Annotated in this window: 22 protein-coding genes and 1 pseudogene; 7 read left to right on the forward strand and 16 right to left on the reverse strand. The window is 59.9% G+C overall.

The features are described 5' to 3' along the window. From HBN61_RS10520 to HBN61_RS10530, 3 genes and pseudogenes are all read right to left on the reverse strand, one after another. A pseudogene (locus HBN61_RS10520) lies at positions 1-247 on the reverse strand (urocanate hydratase); the annotation flags it as partial. 316 nt (positions 248-563) lie between these two features. Next, positions 564-1,316 carry a histidine utilization transcriptional repressor HutC gene (gene hutC, locus HBN61_RS10525; protein WP_094993403.1) on the reverse strand — a complete coding sequence of 251 codons (753 nt, stop codon included), beginning with the start codon at positions 1,314-1,316 and terminating at the stop codon, positions 564-566. A gap of 81 nt (positions 1,317-1,397) precedes the next feature. Next, on the reverse strand, positions 1,398-2,102 hold the full coding sequence (locus tag HBN61_RS10530; RefSeq protein ID WP_169965582.1) for a YoaK family protein: 705 nt from the start codon (positions 2,100-2,102) through the stop codon (positions 1,398-1,400). 227 nt (positions 2,103-2,329) lie between these two features. Between HBN61_RS10530 and HBN61_RS10535 the strand changes: the two genes are divergently transcribed. Beyond that, entirely contained in the window at positions 2,330-2,995 is a 666-nt protein-coding gene (locus HBN61_RS10535; RefSeq protein ID WP_094993402.1) for a histidine phosphatase family protein, read from the forward strand. Here HBN61_RS10535 and HBN61_RS10540 read toward each other — a convergent pair whose 3' ends face one another. Further along, entirely contained in the window at positions 2,996-3,931 is a 936-nt protein-coding gene (locus tag HBN61_RS10540) for a DMT family transporter (RefSeq protein WP_169965584.1), read from the reverse strand. Positions 3,932-4,079: 148 nt separating this feature from the next. On the opposite strand from HBN61_RS10540, the gene HBN61_RS10545 reads away from it, so the two are divergent. Continuing rightward, positions 4,080-4,982 (forward strand): LysR substrate-binding domain-containing protein, encoded by a 903-nt coding sequence (locus HBN61_RS10545; protein ID WP_094993401.1) that lies wholly within the window; start codon positions 4,080-4,082, stop codon positions 4,980-4,982. Positions 4,983-5,012: 30 nt separating this feature from the next. Continuing rightward, the gene (locus HBN61_RS10550; protein ID WP_170046721.1) at positions 5,013-5,237 is read left to right on the forward strand and encodes a YgdI/YgdR family lipoprotein; all 225 of its coding nucleotides are present in this window, start codon (positions 5,013-5,015) and stop codon (positions 5,235-5,237) included. 40 nt (positions 5,238-5,277) lie between these two features. Here the strand turns inward: HBN61_RS10550 and HBN61_RS10555 are convergent, their stop codons facing one another. The 4 genes from HBN61_RS10555 to HBN61_RS10570 are packed head-to-tail and all read right to left on the reverse strand — an operon-like array spanning position 5,278 to position 8,790. Then, positions 5,278-6,567 carry an NAD(P)/FAD-dependent oxidoreductase gene (locus HBN61_RS10555; protein ID WP_170046722.1) on the reverse strand — a complete coding sequence of 430 codons (1,290 nt, stop codon included), beginning with the start codon at positions 6,565-6,567 and terminating at the stop codon, positions 5,278-5,280. Further along, on the reverse strand, positions 6,564-7,310 hold the full coding sequence (locus HBN61_RS10560) for an amino acid ABC transporter ATP-binding protein (RefSeq protein ID WP_169965590.1): 747 nt from the start codon (positions 7,308-7,310) through the stop codon (positions 6,564-6,566). The genes HBN61_RS10555 and HBN61_RS10560 overlap by 4 nt, the downstream gene beginning before the upstream one ends. Then, positions 7,307-7,963: an amino acid ABC transporter permease gene (locus tag HBN61_RS10565; protein WP_047274771.1), complete on the reverse strand. Its 657-nt coding sequence runs from the start codon at positions 7,961-7,963 to the stop codon at positions 7,307-7,309. Before HBN61_RS10565 ends, HBN61_RS10560 begins: the two co-directional genes overlap by 4 nt. 59 nt (positions 7,964-8,022) lie before the next feature. Beyond that, positions 8,023-8,790: an ABC transporter substrate-binding protein gene (locus tag HBN61_RS10570; RefSeq protein ID WP_170046723.1), complete on the reverse strand. Its 768-nt coding sequence runs from the start codon at positions 8,788-8,790 to the stop codon at positions 8,023-8,025. A 172-nt stretch (positions 8,791-8,962) separates the two neighbouring features. Here HBN61_RS10570 and HBN61_RS10575 point away from each other — a divergent pair, with 172 nt between their 5' ends. From HBN61_RS10575 to HBN61_RS10590, 4 genes are all read left to right on the forward strand, one after another. Next, on the forward strand, positions 8,963-9,739 hold the full coding sequence (locus HBN61_RS10575; protein WP_094993396.1) for an IclR family transcriptional regulator: 777 nt from the start codon (positions 8,963-8,965) through the stop codon (positions 9,737-9,739). Positions 9,740-9,851: 112 nt separating this feature from the next. Then, entirely contained in the window at positions 9,852-10,910 is a 1,059-nt protein-coding gene (locus HBN61_RS10580) for a permease (RefSeq protein ID WP_094993395.1), read from the forward strand. Positions 10,911-11,127: 217 nt separating this feature from the next. Then, on the forward strand, positions 11,128-11,841 hold the full coding sequence (locus tag HBN61_RS10585; protein WP_094993407.1) for a carbonic anhydrase: 714 nt from the start codon (positions 11,128-11,130) through the stop codon (positions 11,839-11,841). Between the two features lie 78 nt (positions 11,842-11,919). Further along, entirely contained in the window at positions 11,920-13,461 is a 1,542-nt protein-coding gene (locus HBN61_RS10590) for a SulP family inorganic anion transporter (protein ID WP_170046724.1), read from the forward strand. A gap of 42 nt (positions 13,462-13,503) precedes the next feature. On the opposite strand, the gene HBN61_RS10595 is transcribed toward HBN61_RS10590, so the two are convergent. The 8 genes from HBN61_RS10595 to HBN61_RS10630 form a co-directional block, all read right to left on the reverse strand. Then, positions 13,504-14,517, reverse strand: a complete 1,014-nt coding sequence (locus HBN61_RS10595; RefSeq protein ID WP_170046725.1) for an AraC family transcriptional regulator — start codon at positions 14,515-14,517, stop codon at positions 13,504-13,506. Positions 14,518-14,591: 74 nt separating this feature from the next. Beyond that, entirely contained in the window at positions 14,592-15,629 is a 1,038-nt protein-coding gene (locus HBN61_RS10600; RefSeq protein WP_170046726.1) for a 3-ketosteroid-9-alpha-monooxygenase, oxygenase component, read from the reverse strand. A 208-nt stretch (positions 15,630-15,837) separates the two neighbouring features. Then, the gene (locus tag HBN61_RS10605; protein ID WP_094993391.1) at positions 15,838-16,665 is read right to left on the reverse strand and encodes an SDR family NAD(P)-dependent oxidoreductase; all 828 of its coding nucleotides are present in this window, start codon (positions 16,663-16,665) and stop codon (positions 15,838-15,840) included. A 15-nt stretch (positions 16,666-16,680) separates the two neighbouring features. Then, positions 16,681-17,448, reverse strand: a complete 768-nt coding sequence (locus HBN61_RS10610; RefSeq protein ID WP_169965594.1) for an SDR family oxidoreductase — start codon at positions 17,446-17,448, stop codon at positions 16,681-16,683. A 93-nt stretch (positions 17,449-17,541) separates the two neighbouring features. Beyond that, positions 17,542-18,786 (reverse strand): helix-turn-helix transcriptional regulator, encoded by a 1,245-nt coding sequence (locus HBN61_RS10615; RefSeq protein ID WP_170046727.1) that lies wholly within the window; start codon positions 18,784-18,786, stop codon positions 17,542-17,544. 167 nt (positions 18,787-18,953) lie between these two features. After that, positions 18,954-21,380, reverse strand: a complete 2,427-nt coding sequence (locus HBN61_RS10620; protein WP_170046728.1) for an efflux RND transporter permease subunit — start codon at positions 21,378-21,380, stop codon at positions 18,954-18,956. Positions 21,381-21,390: 10 nt separating this feature from the next. After that, positions 21,391-22,365, reverse strand: a complete 975-nt coding sequence (locus tag HBN61_RS10625; RefSeq protein WP_169965600.1) for a WD40/YVTN/BNR-like repeat-containing protein — start codon at positions 22,363-22,365, stop codon at positions 21,391-21,393. A 238-nt stretch (positions 22,366-22,603) separates the two neighbouring features. Next, on the reverse strand, positions 22,604-23,959 hold the full coding sequence (locus HBN61_RS10630) for an MATE family efflux transporter (protein WP_170046729.1): 1,356 nt from the start codon (positions 23,957-23,959) through the stop codon (positions 22,604-22,606). Between the last annotated feature and the right edge of the window lie 107 nt (positions 23,960-24,066).

A 24,066-nucleotide genomic window follows, 5' to 3' on the forward strand; every position in this document is an offset into this window, starting at 1 on the left:
GCAAGGTTTCGTCATCATTCAGGTTCGTCAGGCTTTCAACAATTTTGTCGTAGCAGGCCCAGTTACGTGCTGCCCGGCCAATGCCGCCATACACCACCAGCTCGGTCGGGTTCTCGGCCACTTGCGGATCAAGGTTGTTCATCAACATCCGCAACGGGGCTTCGGTCATCCAGCTTTTGGCCGTAAGACGGGTGCCACGGGCGGCGCGGATTTCACCTTCGCGGTGACGGTTCAGAGCAGTTGTCATGCAGCAATCCTTCATCAAATGACATCAATGACCTAAGGCGGAAGGTGCGGAGTTCACACTTATACCAACCTGTATGTACAAGTGAATGCAAGCGAAGGGCCAACATGACGCAGGCGACACTGACTAGCGTGCGCGATGATGAGATAAATATATTTAAATCAATGAGATAGGTTTATTGAGATTTTTGGCGAGATAAATGGGCACGCTTAAAACCAACAAAAAGTTGCCGCAACTTGGTGCATAGATCGGCAAAAAGGTAACGAGATTGCACCAAAAGTAACGCGGGTAACACAGGATTACCCGCACACGCAGGACCTCAGTGGCCGCACTGCCCTTGCAACCGGTAGCGAGAGCCGGGATACACCAGCCGCGCACAGCCCACGACCCCTTGAGACGACCACGTGCGGCGGCGAATCATCAGGCAGGCTTCGTTACGTTTGATGCCCAGTAACCGGCACTCCGCCGAGGTGGCATGAATGGCTTCCACCACATGCTCGCCCCCGGTCAAGGGCGCAAGGTCCATCAAGTAGGCATAGGCGGTGGTGCGGGTGAAGTCTTGCTGCAAATAAAGAGGCGCAATGTGCGCATTGACGAAACGCTCTTCGATTTGCACCGGCACACCGTTTTCGTAATGCACGATCACCGAATGAAACAGGCGCTCAATGCCGTCCAGCGCGAAGGGCAAGGTGGGGCTGGCCCTGGGCGGGACCTCTTCAAGCACGATCACGTCGCTGCGGTGCACATGGCCGCGATCGGCAATTTCCTGCGCGATATTGTGAATCTCAAACAACGCCGCCGTGCCCTTGGGCACCGCCACAAAGGTTCCCACACCTTGCATGCGCACCAGCAGGCCTTCGATGGTCAGCTCGCGCAAGGCACGGTTGATGGTCATGCGGCTCACGCCCAACTGGTTGAGCAGCTCGCTTTCGGAGGGCAGTTTCGAATTGGGCAGCCAGGCACCGGAACGGATTTTCTGCACGATGGCCTGTTTGACCCGTGCGTACAGAGGGGCCGGGCTTTCGATTGAGAATGACTCGAGGGGCGAATGGTCATCGACAGACTGGGACACAACAACTCCTGCTTATTGATTGGGGCATGCCCGTGCGTCGCGCCAGTCTACCCTCAGCGCGGCTGCAGACAAACGGCGGGCTTAGCGCGGCATGTAATCGCGCTGCCAGCGGCGCGGGATGCGCAGAGAGATTGCGCCGAGCACGCAGGCAAATCCCGCACTGAATAGCATCGCCTTAACCCCGAACCGAGCCTCCAGCCAGGCACCCAACACCGCACCCAGCAACATGCCGCTCCAAGGCACCAGTTGCACGCGCCAGCCACTTTTACGCTCGCCCAAAAGCCAGCGCCCCAAGCCGCGGCCGAAACGCGACAGCGCCCCGGTCACGTAGGTCAGCCCCACCGGCAACCCGTTGACCTGCTCCACAGCGGCGTTGAGCATGCCCATTGCCAAAATGGCGGCCAGCAAGGCCGGGACCTGCGAGGCAAAAGGCACCAGCCCGGCCGCACACAACAGCCCGGCGATAACCAGCATTAAGGGTAACGCACGGCGCCCGCCCCAACGCCCGAGCAAAATCCCCAGCGTGTTGCCGGCGATAAAGGCCAGCACCGCAAAAAACAGGCGTACCACCAAGCTCATATCCCCCTGACTGATCGCCACCGCCAGCCGCGTGGTGTTGCCGCTCATGAACGACACGAAATCGCCCGTGGCCAGAAACCCGATGGCATCGGTCATGCCTGCCAGCACCGAAAGGCTTGCCACCAGCCCCAGCCCGACACGCCCTCGCCAGGCACGCACGCGCAGGTGCACAGGGTTGATCGGGCGTCTCAGCGGAGCAGGTAACATCGGCACAACCTCTTAAGGATGAAGGCCGCTCAATGATGGCCAATTGAACACTGCCTTGCCAGCACTCGTATGTTTATTCCCAAGAAGCATTCAGAAACGTCTGCAACTAAAGTGAGAGCGAACCAATTTCCAAATGCGCGTCTAATGAACACTTTGTTCAAGGATGACGGGCACTGCGGTGTTTTTACGACAGGGAGGCCCCCGCCAGGATTGATACAGAAGACCTTATGCTCCCGATCAATTGGAAAAAAAAACGCGTTGCCTTAGCCGCTGTCCCGCTGCTGCTGATCGCAGGCACTGTCAGCCTTTCCTCGCATGTCGAAGACGCCTTTGCCCAACCGGCCGACGGGGTCCAGACGCTGGTGTTCATGCGCCACGCCGAGAAGCCGGCTGACGGTCTGGGCCAACTCACATGCCAGGGCCTGAACCGCGCCATCAATCTGGCCACCGTGCTGCCGCAAAAGTATGGCAAGGCGGATTACGTGTTCGCCGCCAACCCCTCGCGTCAAGTTGAAGAAGGTGCCGAGGATGACGCCTACAGCTATGTACGGCCGATGATGACCATCAACCCCAGCGCTATCAAACTGGGCTTGCCCATCAACCTTGAGTTTTCGGCCAACGATACGCGGCAATTGGCCAACGAGCTGACAGACGACAAATACCACAACTCGACTGTCTACACCGCCTGGTCCCACGGTTACCTGCCGGAGCTGATCAACACGGTCGCCGGCAAAGCCACCGGGAAAAAAACCTCGCTGACTGAGGACTGGGCCGACAGCGATTTCGATTCGCTGTACGTGCTGACCCTGACTTGGCACAACGGCAAGGCCACCCTGCTCAGCCGCGTCGACAAACAAGGGCTGAACAACGGCGCCGAAGCTTGCCCGAGTTGATCAGGCCAGTGCTGCACGGCCTGGCGCATGGCGGCGTACGGCCCAACTGACGCCACTCAACAGCAAGAGCACAGCCAGGGTTTCCAGCGCCGTGGGCCAGCGCTGCAAAAAGACAAAGCCATAAAACAGCGCGAACAGTGTTTCAAACACGATCAACTGGCCGCTCAAGGTCAGCGGCAGCCGTCGGGAAGCCGCATTCCACATCCGGTTGCCGAACCATGAGCCGACGACCGCGCACGCCAGATTGATCGCCCAGAACCCCTGCCAACGGGCATCACTGACGTCTATGTGCACGGCATCCAGCGACAGCGCACTGGCCGCACCCCAGATCAATAGACCCAGCACGCCCGTGGTCACGCCCCACAAGCTCGACCATTCGCTGCTGGTGAACTGACTGTGTTTAAGGTATCGCGCGTTGGCCGTGGCAAATCCCGTCCAGCACGCCAGCGCGCCAATGGCACAGGCAATGCCCAGTACTTTTTCCGCCATCGGTTGCCCGCCATTGGCGCCAGACAATGCTTCAAGGTTGATGCACAACATCCCGGCCAGCACCAGCAGCAGCGGCCAGATCAGGCGAGTCAGCGGCACGGCGCCCGCATCACTGCGGCCCAGCCAGCTGATGGTCAAAGGCAATACGCCAATGATCAGTGACGCCACGGCGATCCCCACCCACTGGATGGAGGCGGCCAGCAACATGTAATAAATCAGGTTGCCCAGCAGGGCGAGCTTCACCAGTGTCACGACGTCACGCCGGGTCAGTTGAGGGAGCAAGCGCTTGGCGTCGGGCAGTATCAGCAGCGCAGACACCGCGCCGTACAGGATGAAACGGGCGCAACTGAGGAGCAGCGGACTGAACTCCGGTAATAACGCCGGCACCAAAAACACCAGCCCCCAAACAGCACCTGCCATGCCGGCGTAGACTATCCCGCGCTTCATTACGTATGCTCGAACCATTGATGAGTCTGCAAGCATAGGCATTTCACGCCTCAGTAACTAAAGAACAGTTGGCATCCATGCATTCCCCACAGGAATGGGCTGAGATACCCTTCCCCTTTGCCTGAAAACCCGCCCCCACAGGACCCCCGTGAGCCGCTACCTCAAACACCTGCCGCCGCTCGATACGCTGATCACCTTCGAGGCGGTTGCCCGTAATGGCAGCTTCACCCGCGCCGCAACCGAGCTGTGCCTGACCCAAAGCGCCGTCAGCAAACAGATTCGCGTCCTTGAAGATGCCCTCAGCCTTTCTCTGTTCGAGCGTCAAGCCCGGGGTATCAGCCTGACCCGCGCGGGGGCCGGGCTGTTTGCCGAAGTCAGCGCGATGCTTGAGCGACTGCAACACAGTGTCAACCGGATCAAGGTGGAGCATGCACCCAATGCTGTGACGGTGCAGTGCACCCACGCCGTGGCGCAATTCTGGTTATTTCCACGCCTGCTGGCCTTTAACACCGCTCACCCGGGAATCACTGTCAACATCCACGCCAACAATGGTCTGGACGAGTCGAGTACAGCAGATTACGATTTCTCGATCCTGTACGGTAATGGCAAATGGTCATCACTGGATGCCCATCGATTATTTGCCGAATGCGTGTACCCGGTGGTCAGCGCCGCCATCCCTGTGGCAGACATTGGCTCACCTGCAGACTTGCAAACGCTGCCCCTGATCGAGCTGGATTCATCCGGATGGAATTGCATGGACTGGCGCGACTGGTTTGGGCATTTCGACCTTGAGCACACCCCCGCGCCTGACAGCCCGCTGTTCAACCAAGTGACACTGGCCTATCAGGCAATCCTGCAAGGCATGGGGGTCGGGCTAGGTTGGGACTTCATGGTCAGGGGCAAAATCGACAGCGGAGATCTGCGTCGCGTCGGCCCTTATGAATTTATCAGTGGCAATGCTGACTACCTGGCGCACTCTCGGCATAAAACGTTGTCAGAGGCAGCAGTTATTTTCCGGCACTGGCTTTTACATGACGGCCGGTGCGTTTAACCCTTACGTTCGAGTGCTCAAGGAGCTTGCATGAAGATCAATGTGATCGTTTTACCTTTGGTGATGGCGGCAATGCTGGGGCTGGCCGGGTGCGCCTCACCCAGCGTCGTGACCCTGCAAAACGGCACGCAATACCTGACCAAGGACATGCCAAAAACCAAAACCAATGATGGTTTCTACGAGTTCGTGGACATTGCCGGCAAGCACATCAAGATCAAGGCTGACGACGTGGCGACCATCAAAACCGACGATTGATCGGCCGGCAACGGCAAGCAACTGCTTGCCGCTACGGTTGTCAGTTCAAGGCATCAAGCATGCGGTAGTAGGTGATCCCAGCCGCGACGTACAAGCGTTGCAGGCTGTGGAACGGAATGCTGCGAATCGGTGTGACCGGGAACGGGAAGTCACTTTCAGTTCCCGCCACTCGGGCAGCCAGGTGCTTGCCCAGTACGGTCGACATGGCTATCCCGCGACCGTTATAGCCCATCAGTATCGACAGGCCCGGCTGAGGCTCATGCAATTGCGGCAACACACTTTGATTCAGTGCGATGCGCCCGCTCCAGCGGTACTCGACGGCCACCCCGGCCAACTGCGGAAACAGCATCACCATCGAACGCTCCAGATGCGTCCAGTCCCCGGCCCGGGTCGGCTCCGCGAACGGTCCTCGCCCGCCCAGTAACAAGCGGCCCTGGGCATCCATCTTGAAGTACAGCAACAACCGTCGCGCATCCGAACACACTTCCCCACCCGGCAAAATGGTCTTGCGCAATTCAGGGGGCAGCGGACGCGTGGCAATGATGAAGCTATTGGCCGCCAGCACAGTCTGGCGCAACCCCGGCCACAGGTTGTCGGTGTACCCGTTGGTAGCGAGCACCACGCGGTCGGCGCTGACCGTGTTGCCTTGCGCAGTGGTCAATTGCCACTGTGGCCCGACGCGACGCAAATCCGTCACCCGGCTTTGGCTATGAATCGTGACGCCACGGCCCAACGCTGACTTGGCCAACCCCCGGGCATAGTTCAACGGATGCAAACTGCCCGCACGCGGGTCGACCCAGCCACCCAGGTAATTTTGCGTGCCCAGGCGTTGACACACCGCGTCACGGTCCAGCACCTCGGCCGCAATCCCACGCTGCTGCCATTGCCGGGCCCGGTGTTCCAGCGCTTTCATGGACACGACAGAGACAGCGGGCTGGATCCAGCCTTTACGGCTGGCTTCACAGGCAATGCTGTACTCGCGGATCAACGAAAACACTTCATCGGCCGCGCCACCACAGGCTTCAATGATGCGTTCACCCCGCTCCTCGCCATACCGCTGGATCAACTGGTCAGGGTCGTACTTGAGGCCCGGAATCACTTGTCCGCCGTTGCGCCCCGATGCGCCCCATCCGGGTTCGCCAGCGTCCAGCACGCAAACGCTGATACCGGACTCGGCCAGGCGTAATGCTGTGACCAACCCGGTGTAACCGGCCCCCACAATGGCCACATCCACCCGCTTGTTTTCACTGAGGGGCGGCGTCATTGCGCCGGGCCGGGCCGTGGCAGACCACAACGAGGGCGGCAACTGGCAGCTGGAAGCAGACTTCATGAGCTAACCTCGTCCGTCTGGTTCAGCAGACGTCGCAGAAAATCCTGGGTTCGTGGATGTTGCGGGGCACTGAGCACCGTTTTTGCAGGCCCGGCTTCGACAATTTGTCCGCTGTGCAAGAAACACACTTTGTCCGCCACATCCCGGGCGAATCCCATCTCATGGGTCACCACGATCATGGTCATGCCCTCATCGGCCAGACGTCGCATGACCGTGAGTACTTCACCGACCAGTTCCGGGTCGAGGGCCGAGGTGGGTTCATCGAACAAAATGGCTTGCGGGTTCATGGCCAGCGCGCGGGCAATCGCCACGCGCTGCTGCTGACCACCGGACAAGGCATCCGGGTAGGCATCCATGCGGTGCGCCAAACCTACTTTTTCCAGCAGGGCTGTGGCCTGTTTGCGCGCCGCTTGCGGTTTTTGCCTGAGGACGTAAATCGGCCCTTCCATCACGTTTTCGAGCGCCGTGCGGTGCGGGAACAGATTGAAACGTTGAAACACCATGGCCACGCGTGTGCGCAACTGATGGATGCTTTTGTCGTTGCGATCCACTCGTTGGCCGCTGACCAGAATCTCGCCCCGGCTGTAGCTTTCCAGGCCGTTGATGCAACGCAGCAACGTCGACTTGCCCGACCCTGATGGGCCGATCAGGCACACCACTTCGCCCTGCCCGACCTGCAAATCGACACCTTCAAGCACCGGCACGCTGCCGAAATTCTTGTACACACCCTTGAGTTCGATCATGACGTTCTCCGCGTCGCAAAGCGTGCTTCCAGGCGGCGCAAACCGAAGGACAAGGGCAAGCTCATGGACAGGTAAAGCAGGGCCACCAAGGTGTAAACCGTCATGTTTTCGAACGTGGAAGAGGCGATCAACTGACCCTGACGAGTCATCTCGGCCACGGTGATGGTGGACACCAATGAAGAGTCCTTGAGCATCATCACCAGCGTATTGCCGTAGGGTGGCAAGGCAATGCGGAACGCCTGGGGCAACACCACCCGGCGCATGATCATCATGCCGCGCATGCCGATGGATTCGGCGGCTTCGATCTGCCCGTGGTCAATGGCCTGAATGCCAGCCCGGAAGTTTTCAGCCTGATAGGCCGAGTACGCGATACCCAGACCAATCACCCCTGCCTGCATGGCGCTGAGCTGGATGCCAAAGTCGGGCAAGACGAAGTAGATGTAAAACAGCTGAACGATGATGGGCAGACCGCGAATCACGTTAACCACGCCAATGGCGAACAACGCCACCGCGCGGATTTTGGAAACCATCATCAAAGCGAATACAAGACCGATCAGCGAACTCAGCACGAACGATCCCGCAGTGACTTGCACAGTAACAACCGCCCCTTTCAACAACAGCGGGAGGAAGTCCAACGCGTCCTGGAGAAACATAAGTTACCTGCGAAACAACACATGAAACAGCCCGCTACGGTAAGCGGGCCGAGGAATCATCAGTTCAGTTTCCACTGCTCAATGATGCGGTCCAGCGAACCATCAGCCTTGATCGCGGCGATGCCCTTATTCACCTGCGCAAGCTTTTCGGGGTCGTTCTGGCGCATCACGATGCATACATCACCCACCACCACCGGTTGATAGGTTTGCGAGAGTTTCAACCCCCTGGTCTGCTTGGGGTTGGTTGCCATCTGGTAAGCAACGATGGGACGGTCGCCGAATGCAGCCTTGATACGGCCCAGTCGCAAGTCGCGCATCATGTCGGCTACAGAGTCGTAGCTGCGCACTTCCTTGAAACCGCCATGCTTGTTCAAGGCGTCAATAAAGACCGAGCCTACTTGGGCACCGACGATTTCCTCTTTCAGGTCAGCCATGCTGGTGTAGGTTTTAGGGTCTTTTTCCTGAAGGATCAGCCCTTCACCGTAGCTGTAAATCGGGTCGGAGTACTGCACAACCTTTTCGCGCTCAGGGGTTTTGAGCATCGCGGCCGAGATCAGGTCGATCTTGTTGGACGTCAGTGAAGGAATCAGGGCAGAAAAGACGCTTTGTTGAATATCGGTCTGGAAACCACCCGCCTTGCCGATGGCCTCAATCGCATCAACCATCATTCCGTGGGTATCTCCGCTCTTGATGTCAACGAAGGTAAACGGAATGCCTGTGGCGGTGGCCCCCACTTTGTAGGTCGGTGTAGCCAGTGCGCTGGCAGATCCCATCATGCCGGCGGCGATCGCACACACGAGTGTGAGCGCTTGAAATTTTTTCTGCATTGCGAATCTCCCTGTGGTCGCTTTTATTATCCTGATGGCGCCTTGAAACAGCCTCCGCACCCTCTGGTGTTAAAAGCCGGCTTCGACTATAAACAATTTACCTAAATCGTAAAGAGATTTATAAGTATCGGATATCGATATTTATAACGTATACAAACGCCAAGGAAGCGTCATGAGTGAACACATTAACCCCCTTTTCAATCAGTCGTTGGAGAAGGGTCTCGCGGTATTGCGCGGCTTTGGCGCAGCCCGGAGAACCATGAACCTGGCCGATATTGCTCAGGTAGCAGGCATTAGCAAAAGCTCTGCCCAGCGAATGGTGCACACGCTCGAGGAGCTGGGCTATATCCGCAAGCATCCGCAAAGCCGTCGCTTCCAGTTAACGCCCAAAGTTATGGAAATCGGCTACAACTATTTAGCCGCGGACACACTGGTTGACGTTGCAAATCCCTACTTGGCTGAACTTAATCAACTCACTGGCGAAACCGTCAACCTGACCGAGCCTGACGGCGTGTCCATGGTGTATGTCGCGCGTTTTGTGGCCCCCAAGTTCATTCCCATTCATATGCCGATTGGCAGCCGTATCCCCATGTACCTCAGTGGCGGCGGTCGAGCCTACCTGAGCGGACTGAGTGACGACGTCGTACACGCCGTCCTGCAAGCAAGCGATATCCGCCCGTTCACGCAGCACACGCTGACGGACCCGGACGCCATTTTCGAACGCATTCAAGCAGCACGCAGCAAGGGTTACGCCATCAACAAGGAAGAAATGTTCCTGGGGGACATGACCCTGGCCGCGCCCATCTTCGGCAGCAACGGCCTGCCTGTGGCGGCCGTGCATGTGGTAGCACCTAGCAGTCGCTGGAGCATGGAAGACGCCGAGCAAAAAATGGGCGCCGCCATCATTCAGTGCGCACGGTCGATCAGTAACTCAATCAGAACCCTGTAATCAAACGCCGCAGATCGCGCTCTACGGGCGCGGTCTGACAGACCTCACTGACAATTCAACCTCCGGATTGGCGTATGATGCGCCGCAATTTCCTCATGTCCGGTAACTGTTTATGTCCAGCGTCTCTTCAGTCAAACCTTCACGGGGCTGGTCATTCTGGTGCAAGCCCCTGCTGTTTCTGCTGATTGCAGGCATTGGCCTGTATTACGTCAAGTGGTCGCCTTACTACCTCAAAGCCTTTGTGGCGGCAGACAACCACAGCATTGGCGCCTCGATCCTCAACGACAACCAGGGTGAACCCATCGCTGCAGCGCTGGCTTACGCCCAGGTGTATTTTCTGGCGATCTGGAAAGCCGCCGTTTTGGCTGTGATTCTCGGCTCGCTGATTCAAGTACTGATCCCGCGCGACTGGTTGCTGCGCCTTTTCGGCAAGGCCGGTCTGGGCTCGACCCTGCGCGGCGGGCTGTTCGCCCTGCCGGGGATGATGTGCACCTGTTGCGCAGCCCCGGTCGCGGCTGGCATGCGCCGGCAAAACGTGTCGGTGGGCGCCGCCCTCGCCTTCTGGATTGCCAACCCGGTACTGAACCCGGCGACGCTGGTGTTCATGGGGTTTGTGCTGGGCTGGGGGTTCAGCGCGTTACGCCTGGTGGCCGGGTTGGTGCTGGTAATTGGCGTCTCAATGATTGCCCAACGCATTTCACGCCCGCAGAGCATTCCTGACGCGGCGCTGGACGCTGTTTCCGAGGCCACCCGTCAGGGCGATGAACCGCAATTCTTCGTGCGCTGGGGGCGCACGTTATGGCAATTGTTCTGGAATACCATCCCGGTGTATCTGCTGGCGGTGTTGCTGCTGGGCGCCGCCCGCGTATGGCTGTTCCCGCACGTCGATGGCGCCATGAGCGACAGCCTGCTATGGCTCGTGCCCCTGGCGATTGTCGGTACGCTGTTCGTGATCCCCACCGCCGCTGAAATACCGATTGTGCAAACCATGATGGCACTGGGCATGGGCACCGCGCCTGCTGTGGCCTTGCTGATGACCCTGCCAAGCGTGAGCCTGCCGTCACTGTTGATGCTGCGCAAGGATTTCGACACCCGGGTGCTGGTGACAGTGGCTGTCCTGACCATGCTGGTGGGCATCATCAGTGGATTAGTGGGCATGTGGTTGCTCTAAATCCGGCTTTATCCCTTTTGAACTCATGGGCGACTGCACGCCCATGAGCCTGCTTGCCCCCTTCCAATACTTGCTCATTGCCATCACGAAACCCTTGTTCCAGAGCGGTTAATTCAGTTTCAGTTAAGCTTTGAACGGTACTTTTTCACTCAAGTCGCTCACGACTTATTTCTGAAAATTTCAGAAATTTCTCTGTTACACCAAAAGAGGATGAATGATGAGTACCAAGGATAATCAGTCGCTGGCTGCAGCCCCTGCCACCCCCCAAGCAGCGCTGCAGCACATCGTCGAAGGTTTTTTACATTTTCATCACGACGTCTTTCCGCAACAGAAAGACCTGTTCAAAAAGCTCGCCACCGCCCAACGTCCCCGCGCCATGTTCATTGCCTGTGCCGATTCGCGCATCGTCCCCGAACTCATCACTCAAAGCGCTCCCGGCGATTTGTTTGTCACGCGCAACGTCGGCAATGTCGTCCCGCCCTATGGGCAAATGAACGGCGGTGTGTCCACGGCCATTGAATACGCCAATCTGGTGCTGGGTGTTCAGCACATCATCGTGTGCGGGCATTCCGACTGCGGGGCCATGCGCGGTGTGCTCAACCCCGACAGCCTTGCAGCCATGCCCACCGTCAAAGCCTGGCTACGTCATGCCGAAGTGGCCAGAACCATGGTTCAGGAGAACTGCACCTGCGCCAGTGAAACCGACAGCATGCAGCGCCTGACTGAAGAAAACGTGATCGCCCAGTTGCACCACCTGCGCACGCACCCGTCCGTGGCTTCCCGCCTGGCAAATGGCCAATTATTTATCCATGGCTGGATCTACAACATCGAAACCAGCGAAATCAACGCCTACGACGCCGAACTAGCGGCTTTCAGGCCCTTGAACGACGTGCACAACATCCCTTCTGCGACGCCCAAAGCGCGCTTTTAACTGACATTGACGTTGCCATGCCGTGGCTGCCTGCAGCCAGGCCCTGTGGCGTCTTGAACCTGCTTTGGGAGCGTTTCCATGCGTGCTGAACACTTAAAAACAATCGTGCCCCGCGAACTGATGGCCTCAGTGGTGGTGTTTCTGGTCGCCCTGCCTTTGTGCATGGGCATTGCCATCGCCTCCGGCATGCCACCCGCCAAGGGGTTGATCACGGGCATCATCGGCGGGTTGGTGGTGGGCTGGCTGGCTGGCTCGCCGTTACAGGTCAGCGGCCCGGCCGCCGGGCTGGCGGTGCTGGTATTTGAAATCGTGCGCCAACACGGCATGGCCATGTTGGGGCCGATCCTGCTACTGGCGGGCCTGCTGCAATTGCTGGCCGGGCGCTTGCGTCTGGGCTGCTGGTTTCGCGTCACGGCCCCGGCCGTGGTGTACGGCATGCTGGCCGGGATCGGTGTGCTGATCGTGTTGTCCCAACTGCATGTGATGCTCGACGGCACGCCGCAGCCTTCAGGGCTGGCTAACCTCACGGGCTTCCCGCACGCGCTGCTGGCTGCCCTTCCGACGCTGGGCGGCGGGCTCGGCTGGCAAGCAGGGGCATTGGGCCTGGGCACCATCGGGGTGATGGCCTTGTGGGACAAGTGCCGACCGCAGCGCTTGCGGTTCGTCCCCGGTGCCTTGCTGGGCGTCGGCCTGACCACCGGGCTCAGCCTGCTGCTGGACCTGTCGGTCAAACGGGTCGACGTTCCCGACAACCTGGCCGATGCCATCGACTGGCTGCGCCCTGCCGATCTGCTGAATCTGGCCGACCCGGCCCTGTTGCTGGCCGCGTTCACCGTCGCCTTCATCGCCAGTGCCGAGACCTTGTTATCAGCAGCGGCGGTGGACCGCATGCACAACGGCCAGCGCTCGGATTTTGACAAAGAGCTCAGCGCTCAGGGTGTTGGCAATATGCTCTGTGGCCTGCTCGGGGCATTGCCGATGACCGGGGTGATCGTGCGCAGTTCGGCCAACGTTCAGGCCGGTGCCACCACGCGGCTGTCAGCGATATTGCACGGTGCATGGCTACTGGCGTTCGTGTTGTTGCTGTCCAGCATGCTGCAACAGATTCCGGTGGCGAGCCTCGCGGGTGTACTGGTTTACACCGGGATCAAGCTGGTGGACTTTAAGGCCTTTCGCGGCCTTGCCCGGTATGGACGCATACCGATGTTTACCTATGCCGCGACCGCGCTGGCGATCATCTTCACCGACTTGCTGACAGGGGTGCTGGTGGGCTTTGCCCTGACACTGGCCAAACTGGCCTGGAAAGCGGCGCGCCTGAAAATCAGCCTCACTCCGCTCGCGGCCGCCCATGAGCTGGAACTGCGGCTGACAGGTGCGGCGACTTTTCTCAAAGTCCCGGCGTTGACCCGCATCCTTGCGCAGGTGCCTGCCGGTTCAACCCTGCACGTGCCCTTGGCCAACCTCAGCTACATCGACCATGCCTGCCTCGAACTGCTTGAGGAGTGGGCGCGGGCCAATGCGGCCAGCGGTTCAAGACTGATCATCGAACCACGCGGGTTGAAACGCCGGCTGGAAGGACGAACCCGAACCACTGCCGGTCTCGGCTCGACCGCTACCTGATCGTGCTGCACAGGCCTGCCGCGGCCACCGTGGCAGGCCTGTTCAATTGACGCCCAGAATCAGGGTGCGGTAATGCCCCGGATTGGTCCCTGACCACTTGCGAAACGCTTTGTAGAACGAGCTGGTGTCGGCAAACCCCAGGTTGGATGCGATGTCGGCAAAACTCAATTCAGGCTCGGCCAGCCAACCAATGGCCAACTCCTTGCGCACCCCGTCCTTGAGCCCCTGATACGTCTGCCCTTCTTCGGCCAGACGTCGGCGTAACGTTGAGGCTGACGTGCACAGCGTGTGCGCCAGGCCTTCGGTCTCGGGCCACTGTGCAGCGGGCAACTGCCGCAAATCCTGCTTGATCTGACTGGCCAGGCTTTGCGGGTCACGGTACTTGACCAGAATATTGGCCGGTGCCTGCGCCAGAAACCGCTGTAATTCATCTTCATTGCGCTTGATCGGCGCATCCAGGCAATCGGCCGCGAAAATCATCCGCGTCCGCGGGCGCCCGAAACGCAAATTCTCGGAAAACATCACCGCGTAATCATCGCCATGGGCAGGCTGCGCACAACGCAGCTCGATGGCCAGGATCGGAATACGCCGACCGACCAGCCAGCACGCCACCCCGTGCACCATCATCCAGTATGTAAAGTAGGTGAAGGCCCGCGCCGGATCTTCAGCAGGCTCCTGCAAGACGATTTCCGCCAGGCTCTGGCGACGCACCAATGTGGCGGGCAGGCGTTCCAGCATCAGCGACAAAAAGCCCAGCACCACTTCCAGCCCCTGCACCAGCGTGGGCTGTGCCATGGCCGCACGGCACATGAACGCCAGGCTCCCGGAGCGCAGCTTGCGCGGGTCCATGCCAAAAAACTCATCATCCAGACGGTGAGCCAGCAAGCGCCACATACGCGCATAGGTATGGGCAGGCACGCGACCTTCGGCGTCCTCCAGCAGCGCGGGATCCACCCCCACCGCGTGCAACACGTCCTGCATGGTTTGCGGCGAAGCACAGCTTTGCAACAGCGCTTCGCGCACCAAGTGAATGGAGATGGTGTCTTTGTTCAACATTGGCCCTGATCCAAGCCTGATGGTGATGAGCTGTCGGCCATCTTAAGCAGCGTGGATCAAAAAGCCAGTGTTGTTCAGCGATTATCCACCGTGGTGTACTCGCGGCACTCGGCCATGCTGGCGGGGACGCTGGCCTCATCGGTGAAGAACTGCTGATACCACTCGCGCAACTGGTACACCGGGCCGTCGCCTTCGGCCAGCACCGGGTTGTTGACGCGAATCTTGTGGGTCCAGATGTCCACGTCCTGATAGAACGAGTCGCGGTTGCGCTGCACGTAATCGATGGCCAGTGCTTCGTTTTGCGCATCACTCCAGCCCGGCACTTTTTTCACCATGCAACCGAAGCGCAATTCGAAACTGTTGGGGCCGATCGGTACGTGGCAGTTGAGCAGGATGGACTTGATCTCTTGACCGTCGAACATGGCACTCATGCGGGTGAAGTGCGTGGCCGGGCCGTAGTAGGCCGATTCGGCCACCAGGTCGCCGCCCAGGCGCTCGGAATCGCCGTGGAAAATTTGCTGGGCGATGTGGCCCTGAAAGACGTTGTGAAAGTACTTGGTCGGGGTGCCATGGACCGGACCGAAATGCTGCGCATCCACCAAGTTGTCGACCAGCTCGCGCGGTTGGGTGTTGATGATCAGTTTGTCCATGTGCCAACTGTGCAGCCACTCGTCACTGTCCATTTCGGGCAAGTGCGGAATGACCACGTCTTCGGCGGGCGGTTTGCCTTCGGGGTTATTCCACACGAACAGCAACTTGTTGACTTCACAGGTTTGCCAGGCGCGGGTTTTGGCTTTGGGCGGGATGCGTTTGCAATAAGGGATTTCGACACACTTGCCGCTGGCGTCGTATTGCCAGTGGTGGAACGGGCACACAACGCGGTCGTTCTCAATCGTGCCCTTGGACAAATCTGCGCCCATGTGCGGGCAATGCGCGTCAAGTACGCTGATCTCGCCGGTCGAAGTTGCAAAGGCCAATAGCCGGGAGCCAAAAACATTCAAGGTATGCAGCTTGCCATCACGGTACTCATCCGCTTCGCCCAAACAATGCCAGCCCCGGCCGAAGCGCGGCGACAATGCATTTTCGACGTGGATTTCTGCGAGTTTGGTCATTTTTATTATTCCTCCGGTTAACGGCCTCGAGACGTGCCCGATGATCTTCAACCAGGGTACGGGCGGGTTCATCGTTCAGATGGACTAGGCGCCGTGGGAAATGTACCTACCCTCGGTCAGGCGGCATTGAAAGCAGGACGTACAGCCCCTGGAGCGCCCCCTCCAGACCTCACCTTTGAAAGAGGGGTGGAGGGAAGCCGATAAGCGTCTACCACTGCACAATCCCGTGCTCGCGCGCAAAAGGCTGGCAATGAATGGTCTTGCGTTGATGGTCCACCGCTGCTGCATCAGTGGCCAGCCAGAGCATTACGGCCGCTGGCACCTCGGGCGGTGCAGACCCCGCACGCAGGGCGATTACGCCTTTGTCGCCAATGGTGGCGCGCAAAGCGTCGGTGGTGACCACCCCCGGATTGAGCGTAAAAGCGCGAATACCCTGCTCACCCAACTCCACCGATAAAATCCCCGAGAGCCTGGAAACCGCAGCCTTGCCCGCGCCATAGGCATACCCCCAGCCACCTTTACCGGCTGCCACCGGTGGATCGGATTCGCCCGCACCGGACGTCACGTTGATCACCACCCCGCCGCCCTGTTCCAGCATGGCGCTGACCACGGCGCGGGTGAGCAGGAACGGCGTCATGACATACCCTTGAAACACGCGTTCAAGGGTGTCAGGGGCCAGTTCCATAAACGGTGCATTCAGGTCGCTGCCCTGGTAAATGGCGTTATTGACCAGCACATCGACCCGGCCGTATTCAGCCAGTACCGCCGTGCTGGCTGCCAGCACCGACCCGCTGTCGAGCAAGTCCATGGGCACCACCAACGCCTTGCGGCCCAGTGCGCGAATCGCCTGGGCCGTGCCATTCAAACTGCCGGGCAGCGGCGTGCCGTCGGGGTTGGATAAGCCGTGGCGATGGCTTTGGCCTTCCTCCACGCTGCGAGCACTGATGGCCAGGTCAAACCCGGCACGGGCAAACGCCAGTGCGGTCTCACGGCCAATACCACGGCTGGCACCGGTCACAAATGCCACTTTATTCATGGGAATTCCTTGGGCTCAAAATCGTTGGGGACGCGCCATGGCGTCCATCCCGCCGTCGACAAATAGCACACTGCCGGTGATGAAACTGGCCTGCGGCGATTGTAAAAAGGCCACCGCTTGGGCGATTTCAGCCGGTTCTCCGGCACGCCCCAACGGCGCTACAAACTCGCGCACGGCTTTGCCAAACCGGGCGTCGTCTTTGGCGGCTTGATGCAGCGGTGTTTCCACGGCGCCCGGAGCAATCACATTCAAGCGTATGCCCTGTGCGGCCCATCGCACGGCTTTGCGGCGCGCATCGCAGGTGACAGCATATTTGGAGCTGGCATAGGCAATGTGGGGCTGCGCCAAGGTGTTGGCCAGCTCCAGCGCTTGGGCTTCATCCCCAGCAAGCATGGCCGTGACCATGGGTTGTTGATCAGCGCCAGCATGGGTCGAGGCCACTGAGCCGATCACCAGCGCGGCCGGGTGAGCACCTTTGGACAATGCATCGGCCAGTCCCTCCAGCAATTCGCTGACGCCAAAGTAATTCACCGCCAACACCAGGCTGCTGGATGACGCAGTGACCCCCAGGCCGGCGCAACACACCAGCCCGTCCAACACCCCGCCGCACTGTTCCAGGACCTGCGCTACCGCCTGTTCCCTGCCGGCTTTGCTGGACAAATCGGCAATCACGTCAGCCTGTGCGCGGTCGATCCCGATGATGCGATGCCCCGCTGCACGCAATGCCTCACACACGGCAGCCCCGATCCCGGACGCGGAGCCGCTGACAGCTGTCACTGGCATAAAATCTTCCTCGATAAGTACAGGCCCTTGGTGGCCCGATGGACGATCAACAGACGGCGGTTTCAACCTCTGCGTCTATTGGCTTAAAAAGCGTCAGGCGGTCTGTCGTATAGAACGTGCCAGTTGCGGAGTCGGGACCACCACTTTGTCAGGCGTTCGCAAGGCGCACTTGGGCTTTCCCAACGCGACCACGCTGTTCAGCAAAATCCTCACCAGTTCGGTCTGACGCCGCACGCCGGTTTTGGAGAAGATCGAGCGCAAGTGCGCCCGGGCCGTGTTGCGCCGAATATTGAGGTTTTCCGCGGCTTCTTCCAGCGACAAGCCATTGGCCAGCTCCATCGCCAGGGCGGTTTCGGCCTTGGTCAGGTTGAACAGCTGCTTGGTCACCACTTCGCTGGCCAGCGACTTGCCCACTGCGTCGCGGATGTACACCACGGCAGCGGGCTTGCTTTTGCCCTCGGCCCACTCCAGCGACGGAATCGCTTCCACGACCACCCCGAGGCTGACCTGACCCGATGGCCGGGTGACGGACATGGCGTCCGCCGTCACGCCACCGTCGCGCACTTCGGCGCTGAAGGCGTGTTTGACCAGTCGCTGCAGCTCGCGGTTGTCACTGGGGTACGTCGCTTCCAGACGCCCGCCCACCAACTTCAGGCCGTCGGCGCTGCTGAGGATTTCTTCGGCAACCGGGTTCAGGCGCAAAACTTTGCCCGTCTCATCGAGCACGATGGTGGCCACCGACAGGCGACTGATGGCCTGGGAATACAGTTCGCTGATGGACTCACTGCGGTCCAACAGGTTGTGCATGTGCAGCGCGCGGCGTAAATGCGGTAGAAACATGCTGCACAGTGCCCGTTCAGACGCTGAAAACGCCGGTGAGGTTTTGGGTCGGGTAATGCGAAAGCGCAGTTTGCCGCCATCGGGCGTGGAAATATCGGCGCCCATCACGTGGTACACGTTCTGCGGCCCGCAGTAGGCCTTGAAATACGCTGAGGCGACCCAGTCGGCCTCGCTCATGATGTCTTCGACCGTGAACACCTGATCCAGCGCCTGCCCGGTAAACGGGGTATTGGTTTGCGGGTAGGTCTGGTAGGTCAGCTCGCCCTCGCCCTCAATGTCCCCCGCCACGATCATCAGGCCGAGGTCGGGCTGGTCCGGCACCCGTAAAATCAGCGTCGCGTAGTTGGCCTTGAACATCGTCCTGACGGCACACAAGGTGCGCCCCATGATTTTCGGGTCCAGCGCGCCGTCATAAAAGCTGCCGACCATGTGATCGTAATCAGTCAATTCAAGTCCCAGGCTGGCCAGGGTCTGATGGTTCAAGGTCACTGTATCCATGGACGTTTCCTCGCAATGGGCGCAGTTCAAGACCTGCCCTTTTTTATTGTTATTGTTGCCAGCCGACCGGCGCCGCAGCGCCTGTCAGTTAATCCGTTACGCCGTGCAAAGCGGGCCCAGTGTGGCGTTAATCCTGAACGGATCGCAATCCCGGGCCGCCCTGTGTTTTACCGGTTTGTGATGTCCTTGGCAGCGACGCTGGGTTTAAGCGGGTAATGCCCGCACGCGCGCTCTTTGGCAGGGTTTTTGACCTTGACCAGCGGCCGTCCGAGATTGAACCAGGCCGCCAGCGCCGGCAGCAGAAAGATCGCGCCCAGCACGTTGACCAGGAACATGAACGACAGCAGCACGCCCATGTCGGCCTGGAATTTCAACGGGGCAAACGCCCAGGTGCAGACCCCGATGGACATGGTCAGCGCGGTAAATACCGCCGCAGTACCTCGCTGGCACATGGCTTCATAAAAAGCGGTGCGCAGGTCCTTGCCATCGGCCATTTCATGCTGGATGCGCTCATACAGGTAAATGCCGTAATCCACCCCGACCCCGACCCCCAATGCCATCACCGGCAACGTTGCGACTTTCAGGCCGATGCCCAGCGTGGCCATCAGCGCATTACACAGAATAGCGACAATCGCCAGCGGCACCAGAATGCACAGCACTGCGCGAAACGAGCCGAACGTCAGCCAGCAAAACAGCGCCACCGAGCCAAACAGGGCCGCCAGCATCACCACTTCAGCCTGCTTGACCGCATCGTTGGAGGCCGCCATGACCCCGACATTGCCCCCCGCCAGCAGGAACTCGACGTGTGGGCCCTGCACGCTGGCGATGATGCGCTTGGTTTCGTCGACCACGTGGCTTACCGTGGCGCCTTCGTGGTCGGTCAGAAACACCAGGATCTGCATGCGCTGGCAGCCTTCAGTCACCAGACCGTCGTCCGGCATGTAAGCGCGCGCGCCTTGGCTCAGACCGCGTTCGGAACCGGGGATCGCTGACCAGCGCGGGTTGCCTTCGTTGTTGCCGGCAATCACGTTTTTACTCATGCCGGCCACGCTCTGCACCGACTGCACACCCGGCACGCTGCGTATCTGGAAGTCAAACGACTCGACAGCGCGCATCACCTCAGGTGCCAGGCAACCTTCTTCAATGCCCTTGACCTGCACGAACACCGACATCACGTCCAGACCGATGGAGTAACTGTTGATGATCTTCTGATTGTCCTGGTTGTAGCGCGAATCCGCCCGCAGTTCCGGCGCGCCAAGGCCAATATCGCCGACCGCCAGATCCCGTGCTTTATAGGCGCCGATGCCGAGCAGCATCAAGCTCACCGCAAACACGGCCATCGCCGGGCGCGGCTCGGCCAGTGCTGAAAGGCGCCACCACAAGGCATGCCTGCCGCGGGCCTGCAAGCCTTGACGCAGGGCACTGCGCTCCAGGGTCAGGTACGACAAGATGATGGGCAGCATCAGTTTGTTGGTGATGATCATCAGCATCACCCCAATACAGGCTGTCACCCCCAGCTCATGCACGATGGGAATGTCGATCAGCATGATCACGCCGAAGCCCAAGGCATTCATCAGCAATGCCAGCGAGCCGGGGATGAAAATCTTGCAAAACGCACTGTGCGCCGCCTGAACCGAGGAGCTGCCAGCCAGTACGTCCTGTTTCCAGGCGTTGGTCATCTGCACCGCATGGGACACGCCGATGGAGAAAATCAGGAACGGCACCAGAATCGACATCGGGTCGATGCCCAGACCCAGCAGGGGCAACAGGCCCAACAGCCAGACCACCGGCAGCAAGGCCACCACCAGCGCCACCAGCGTCAGGCGCCACGAGCGCGAATACAACCACAGCAACAGCCCGGTGATAACGAAGGCAATCACGAAGAAGCCGATAACCGTGTTCAGGCCCTCGACCACATCGCCCACCAGCTTGGCGAAACCGACAATATTGATTTCAATCTCGTCGTTGCTGTATTTGCTGCGAATGTCCTCAAGGCGCTGCGCGACCTCGGCATACGACACCGACTGGCCAGTCGTGGGGTCGAGGTCCTGCAAGTCGGCCCGTACCATCGACGACTTCAGGTCATTGGCCACCAGCCTGCCGATTTGCCCGGAACGCGCCACATTACTGCGCACTTGACTCAGGTCGTCGTCCGAGCCGGTAAAGCGAGGGGGCACCACAACATCCCCGAAAAAACCGTCTTCGGTGATTTCGATGTAACGCACGTTGGCCGTGAACAGTGACGTGACACTGGCGCGGCTGACGCCATTGATGAAGAACACGTCATCCGTGACTTTATTCAGGGTTTCGAGAAAGGCGCGGTTGTAAATATCGCCCTCGCCCTTCCAGCGCACGCTGACCAAAAAGCGGTTGGCGCCGGTGAAGTACTGGCTGAAATTGAGGAAGTTGACCATGTACTCGTTGCGCACCGGGATCTGCTTGTTAAAGCCCGGGTCGAGACGGGTGTGCGTGGCGCTGTAGCCCAGTGCCAGCGTCAGCAATACAAACAGCGCCAGCAGCGCCTTGCGCCAGTGGATCAACAGGTCGGCGGTGCGCTCGACCATGCGCGTGACAGTGGATTTAGCAACGTTCATTTAGCGCCTCTCATTGAGCTCGCGCAGCAACGCTGCTGTCCGTGCCCTGGAATACTCCGCGTTCACCGCCCACCAACAGGCGGTTGGCCCCCACCAGCACGGCCGAGGTCAATGTCCCCAGCCCCGACAGGCGCGTGGCACTGACCAGTTGGCCCTGGCCATCCAGGCGCACCATGGAACTGCCTGCGCCGACGATCAGCACACCCTCACCATTGGGCAACAGCGCATGGCCATACAGCGGCAAGCTGTTGCCCACTGCCACCTGGTGCCAGGAATGACCGAAATCCTGCGTCACAAAAACATGGCCGCGCATGCCGTAGGCCACCCAGCGCTGCGGGTTCAAGCGCACCACGCCAAACAGAGAACCGTTGTAGAACGGCGGCAGGGTTTCCCAGTGCTGGCCCGCGTCGTCGGTGCGCATCACCAACCCTTGTTCGCCCACCAGCATGCGCCGGCCGTCCGGCCCGCCGTCCATGCCGTTGAGGTGAGCGCTGTCCACGCTCAAGGCGGCGGTTTGCCAGGTGCGGCCATCATCGTCGGACTGATAGAACTTGCCGAAGCTGCCAAAGGCCAACACGTGCTTGCCGCCTGCGCTCCAGATCCCCAGCAGCGGTTCGCCCAGCTCGCTGTCGTGACGCACCTCCTGCCACTGAGCGCCCCGGTCGGCGGAGCGCAGAATCCAGCCGTCATGGCCAACGGCCAATAAGCTGTCATCCGCCAACGCCACCACTGCTGTGAGGGTCAGGTCGCGCTGCGGCTGGACCGTCGCCGGCTGCCAGGACACGCCCTGATCATCGCTGAGCAAAATCGTCCCGCGCTCCCCCACCGCCACCACGCGCTGGTCGAGGTAGAGCATGCCGTTGATTTGCAGGCGATCCGGGCGCAGTGGCTCGGCGGCGACGTCCAGGGTTTTGCGGGGGGCGAAGGTAAAGCCGATGGTGGCCGCGACGATCAGGCACACCAGATAACCGATTATCGAGCGCATGGTCGAGACCTCGTCACACGAGGCAGTTGCAGGGCGAATTGCATGCGGCCAGTCCTCTTCTTTTTATAGTCGTGGGTGCTCTGGCGAACTCAGCGGCGAGGTCGCTGGAACCTGGCCCCGATCATCGGACTGGTCAGTCACAGGCACATCGTCCAAATGGCCTAGCTGTCTGGAAGGAGGGTTTGAATCAGCGCGGGTGGCCGTTACGGTCGGCAACGGCCACCCATCACGCGGCAGATCAGATCAGGCGCTGGATCTGTTTGTGACGCCACACCAGACGGTAGTAGGCGGTTTGCAAGGCCAGCATGGTGAGGTACGTGATCGGGAAAGCCATCCACACCCCTTGCAGGCCAAACTGCGCGTCCAGCAGGTACGCGACTGGCAACTCCACGCCAAGCACGCAGAAAATCGTGATTCCCATGGGCACCAGCACGACACCGCTGGCGCGCATGATGCCGCCCACCACCGCCTGAAAGCCAAAAAACAAAATGCTCCAGAGCATGATGTGCAACAGGTGTTCTGCCCGCACCCGCGCATCGGTATCGGTAATGAACAAGCCGAGCAGCCAGTGCGACAGCGCATAGCCCACCACTACCAGAGCGCCAGTCAGCCACAGATTGATCAGCAGCCCGGTGCGCAGGATCGGCCCGATGCGCTCCAGACGGCCCGCACCAATGGCCTGTGCGCCGAGGATCGAGGCAGTAATGGCGATCGACAACGCCGGAAATTGCACATAGTTAACGATTTGCGTCACCGCACCGTAGGCGGCCGTGGCCTGCGAACCGTGACTGTTGACCAGCGCCAGAATCACCAGCTCCGACAGCGACAGCACCACCATCTGCACACCGGTCGGCAAACCGATGCGCAACACCTTGTCCAAGATGGCACGATCAAGGCGCAGTGCGGCCCACAGCTCACGGTCCGGCGCCATCACGCTGTTTTTGTAGCGCAAGCGCAGCCCGAGGAAGAGCATCGCCAGCACGTTACCCGCCAAACCGGCGTAGGCAGCACTTTGAATGCCCATGCGCGGTAAACCGGCCCAGCCGAGAATCAGTGCTGGGGTCAACAACAGCCCCACGGCCGTGGACACCATCAGCGCCAACAGCGGCGACACGGTGTCGCTGACACCGCGCAACAATTGGGTAAACAGGATAAACACCAGCAGCAGCGGCATGATCAACATCATGATGCGCGCATAGGCCACGGCATCGTCCAGCACATCGAGCGGCGTGCCCAAGCCTAGCAACGCGGGCCGCGCAAACAGACTGCCCACCACCGCCGCAAGCAAACCGATCACTAATCCCAGGGTCAGCGTGGCGCCGGTGATTTTCTTCACCATCGTCGTCTCGCTCGCGCCCCAGGCCTGCCCGATCAACACCGATGCCCCGGCGCCCAAGCCAATCACCAGGGCAATAAAGAAAAACACAATCGGAAACATGCCCGACACAGCCGCCAGCGCCTGAGTCCCCAGCATCTGCCCGATATAAATGCCATTGAGCGTGCCGGAGAAACTTTGCAGGAAGTTGGACAGCACCATCGGTGCCAGAAAAATCAGGTAGATCTGCCACAGCGGCCGTTGTGACGGGGATCGCATAACCGGTTGACCTCAAAATAAAGCAATGAGGGGTTATACCGTAAATGGCGTGCTAATGGCGGGTTGTAGGCCATCTCGGCGGGCGCGGGCTGAGCGCCGGGCGGATG

The sequence above is a fragment of the Pseudomonas sp. WS 5071 genome, assembly GCF_012985765.1.
GTDB classification, from domain to species: Bacteria; Pseudomonadota; Gammaproteobacteria; order Pseudomonadales; family Pseudomonadaceae; genus Aquipseudomonas; species Aquipseudomonas lundensis_A.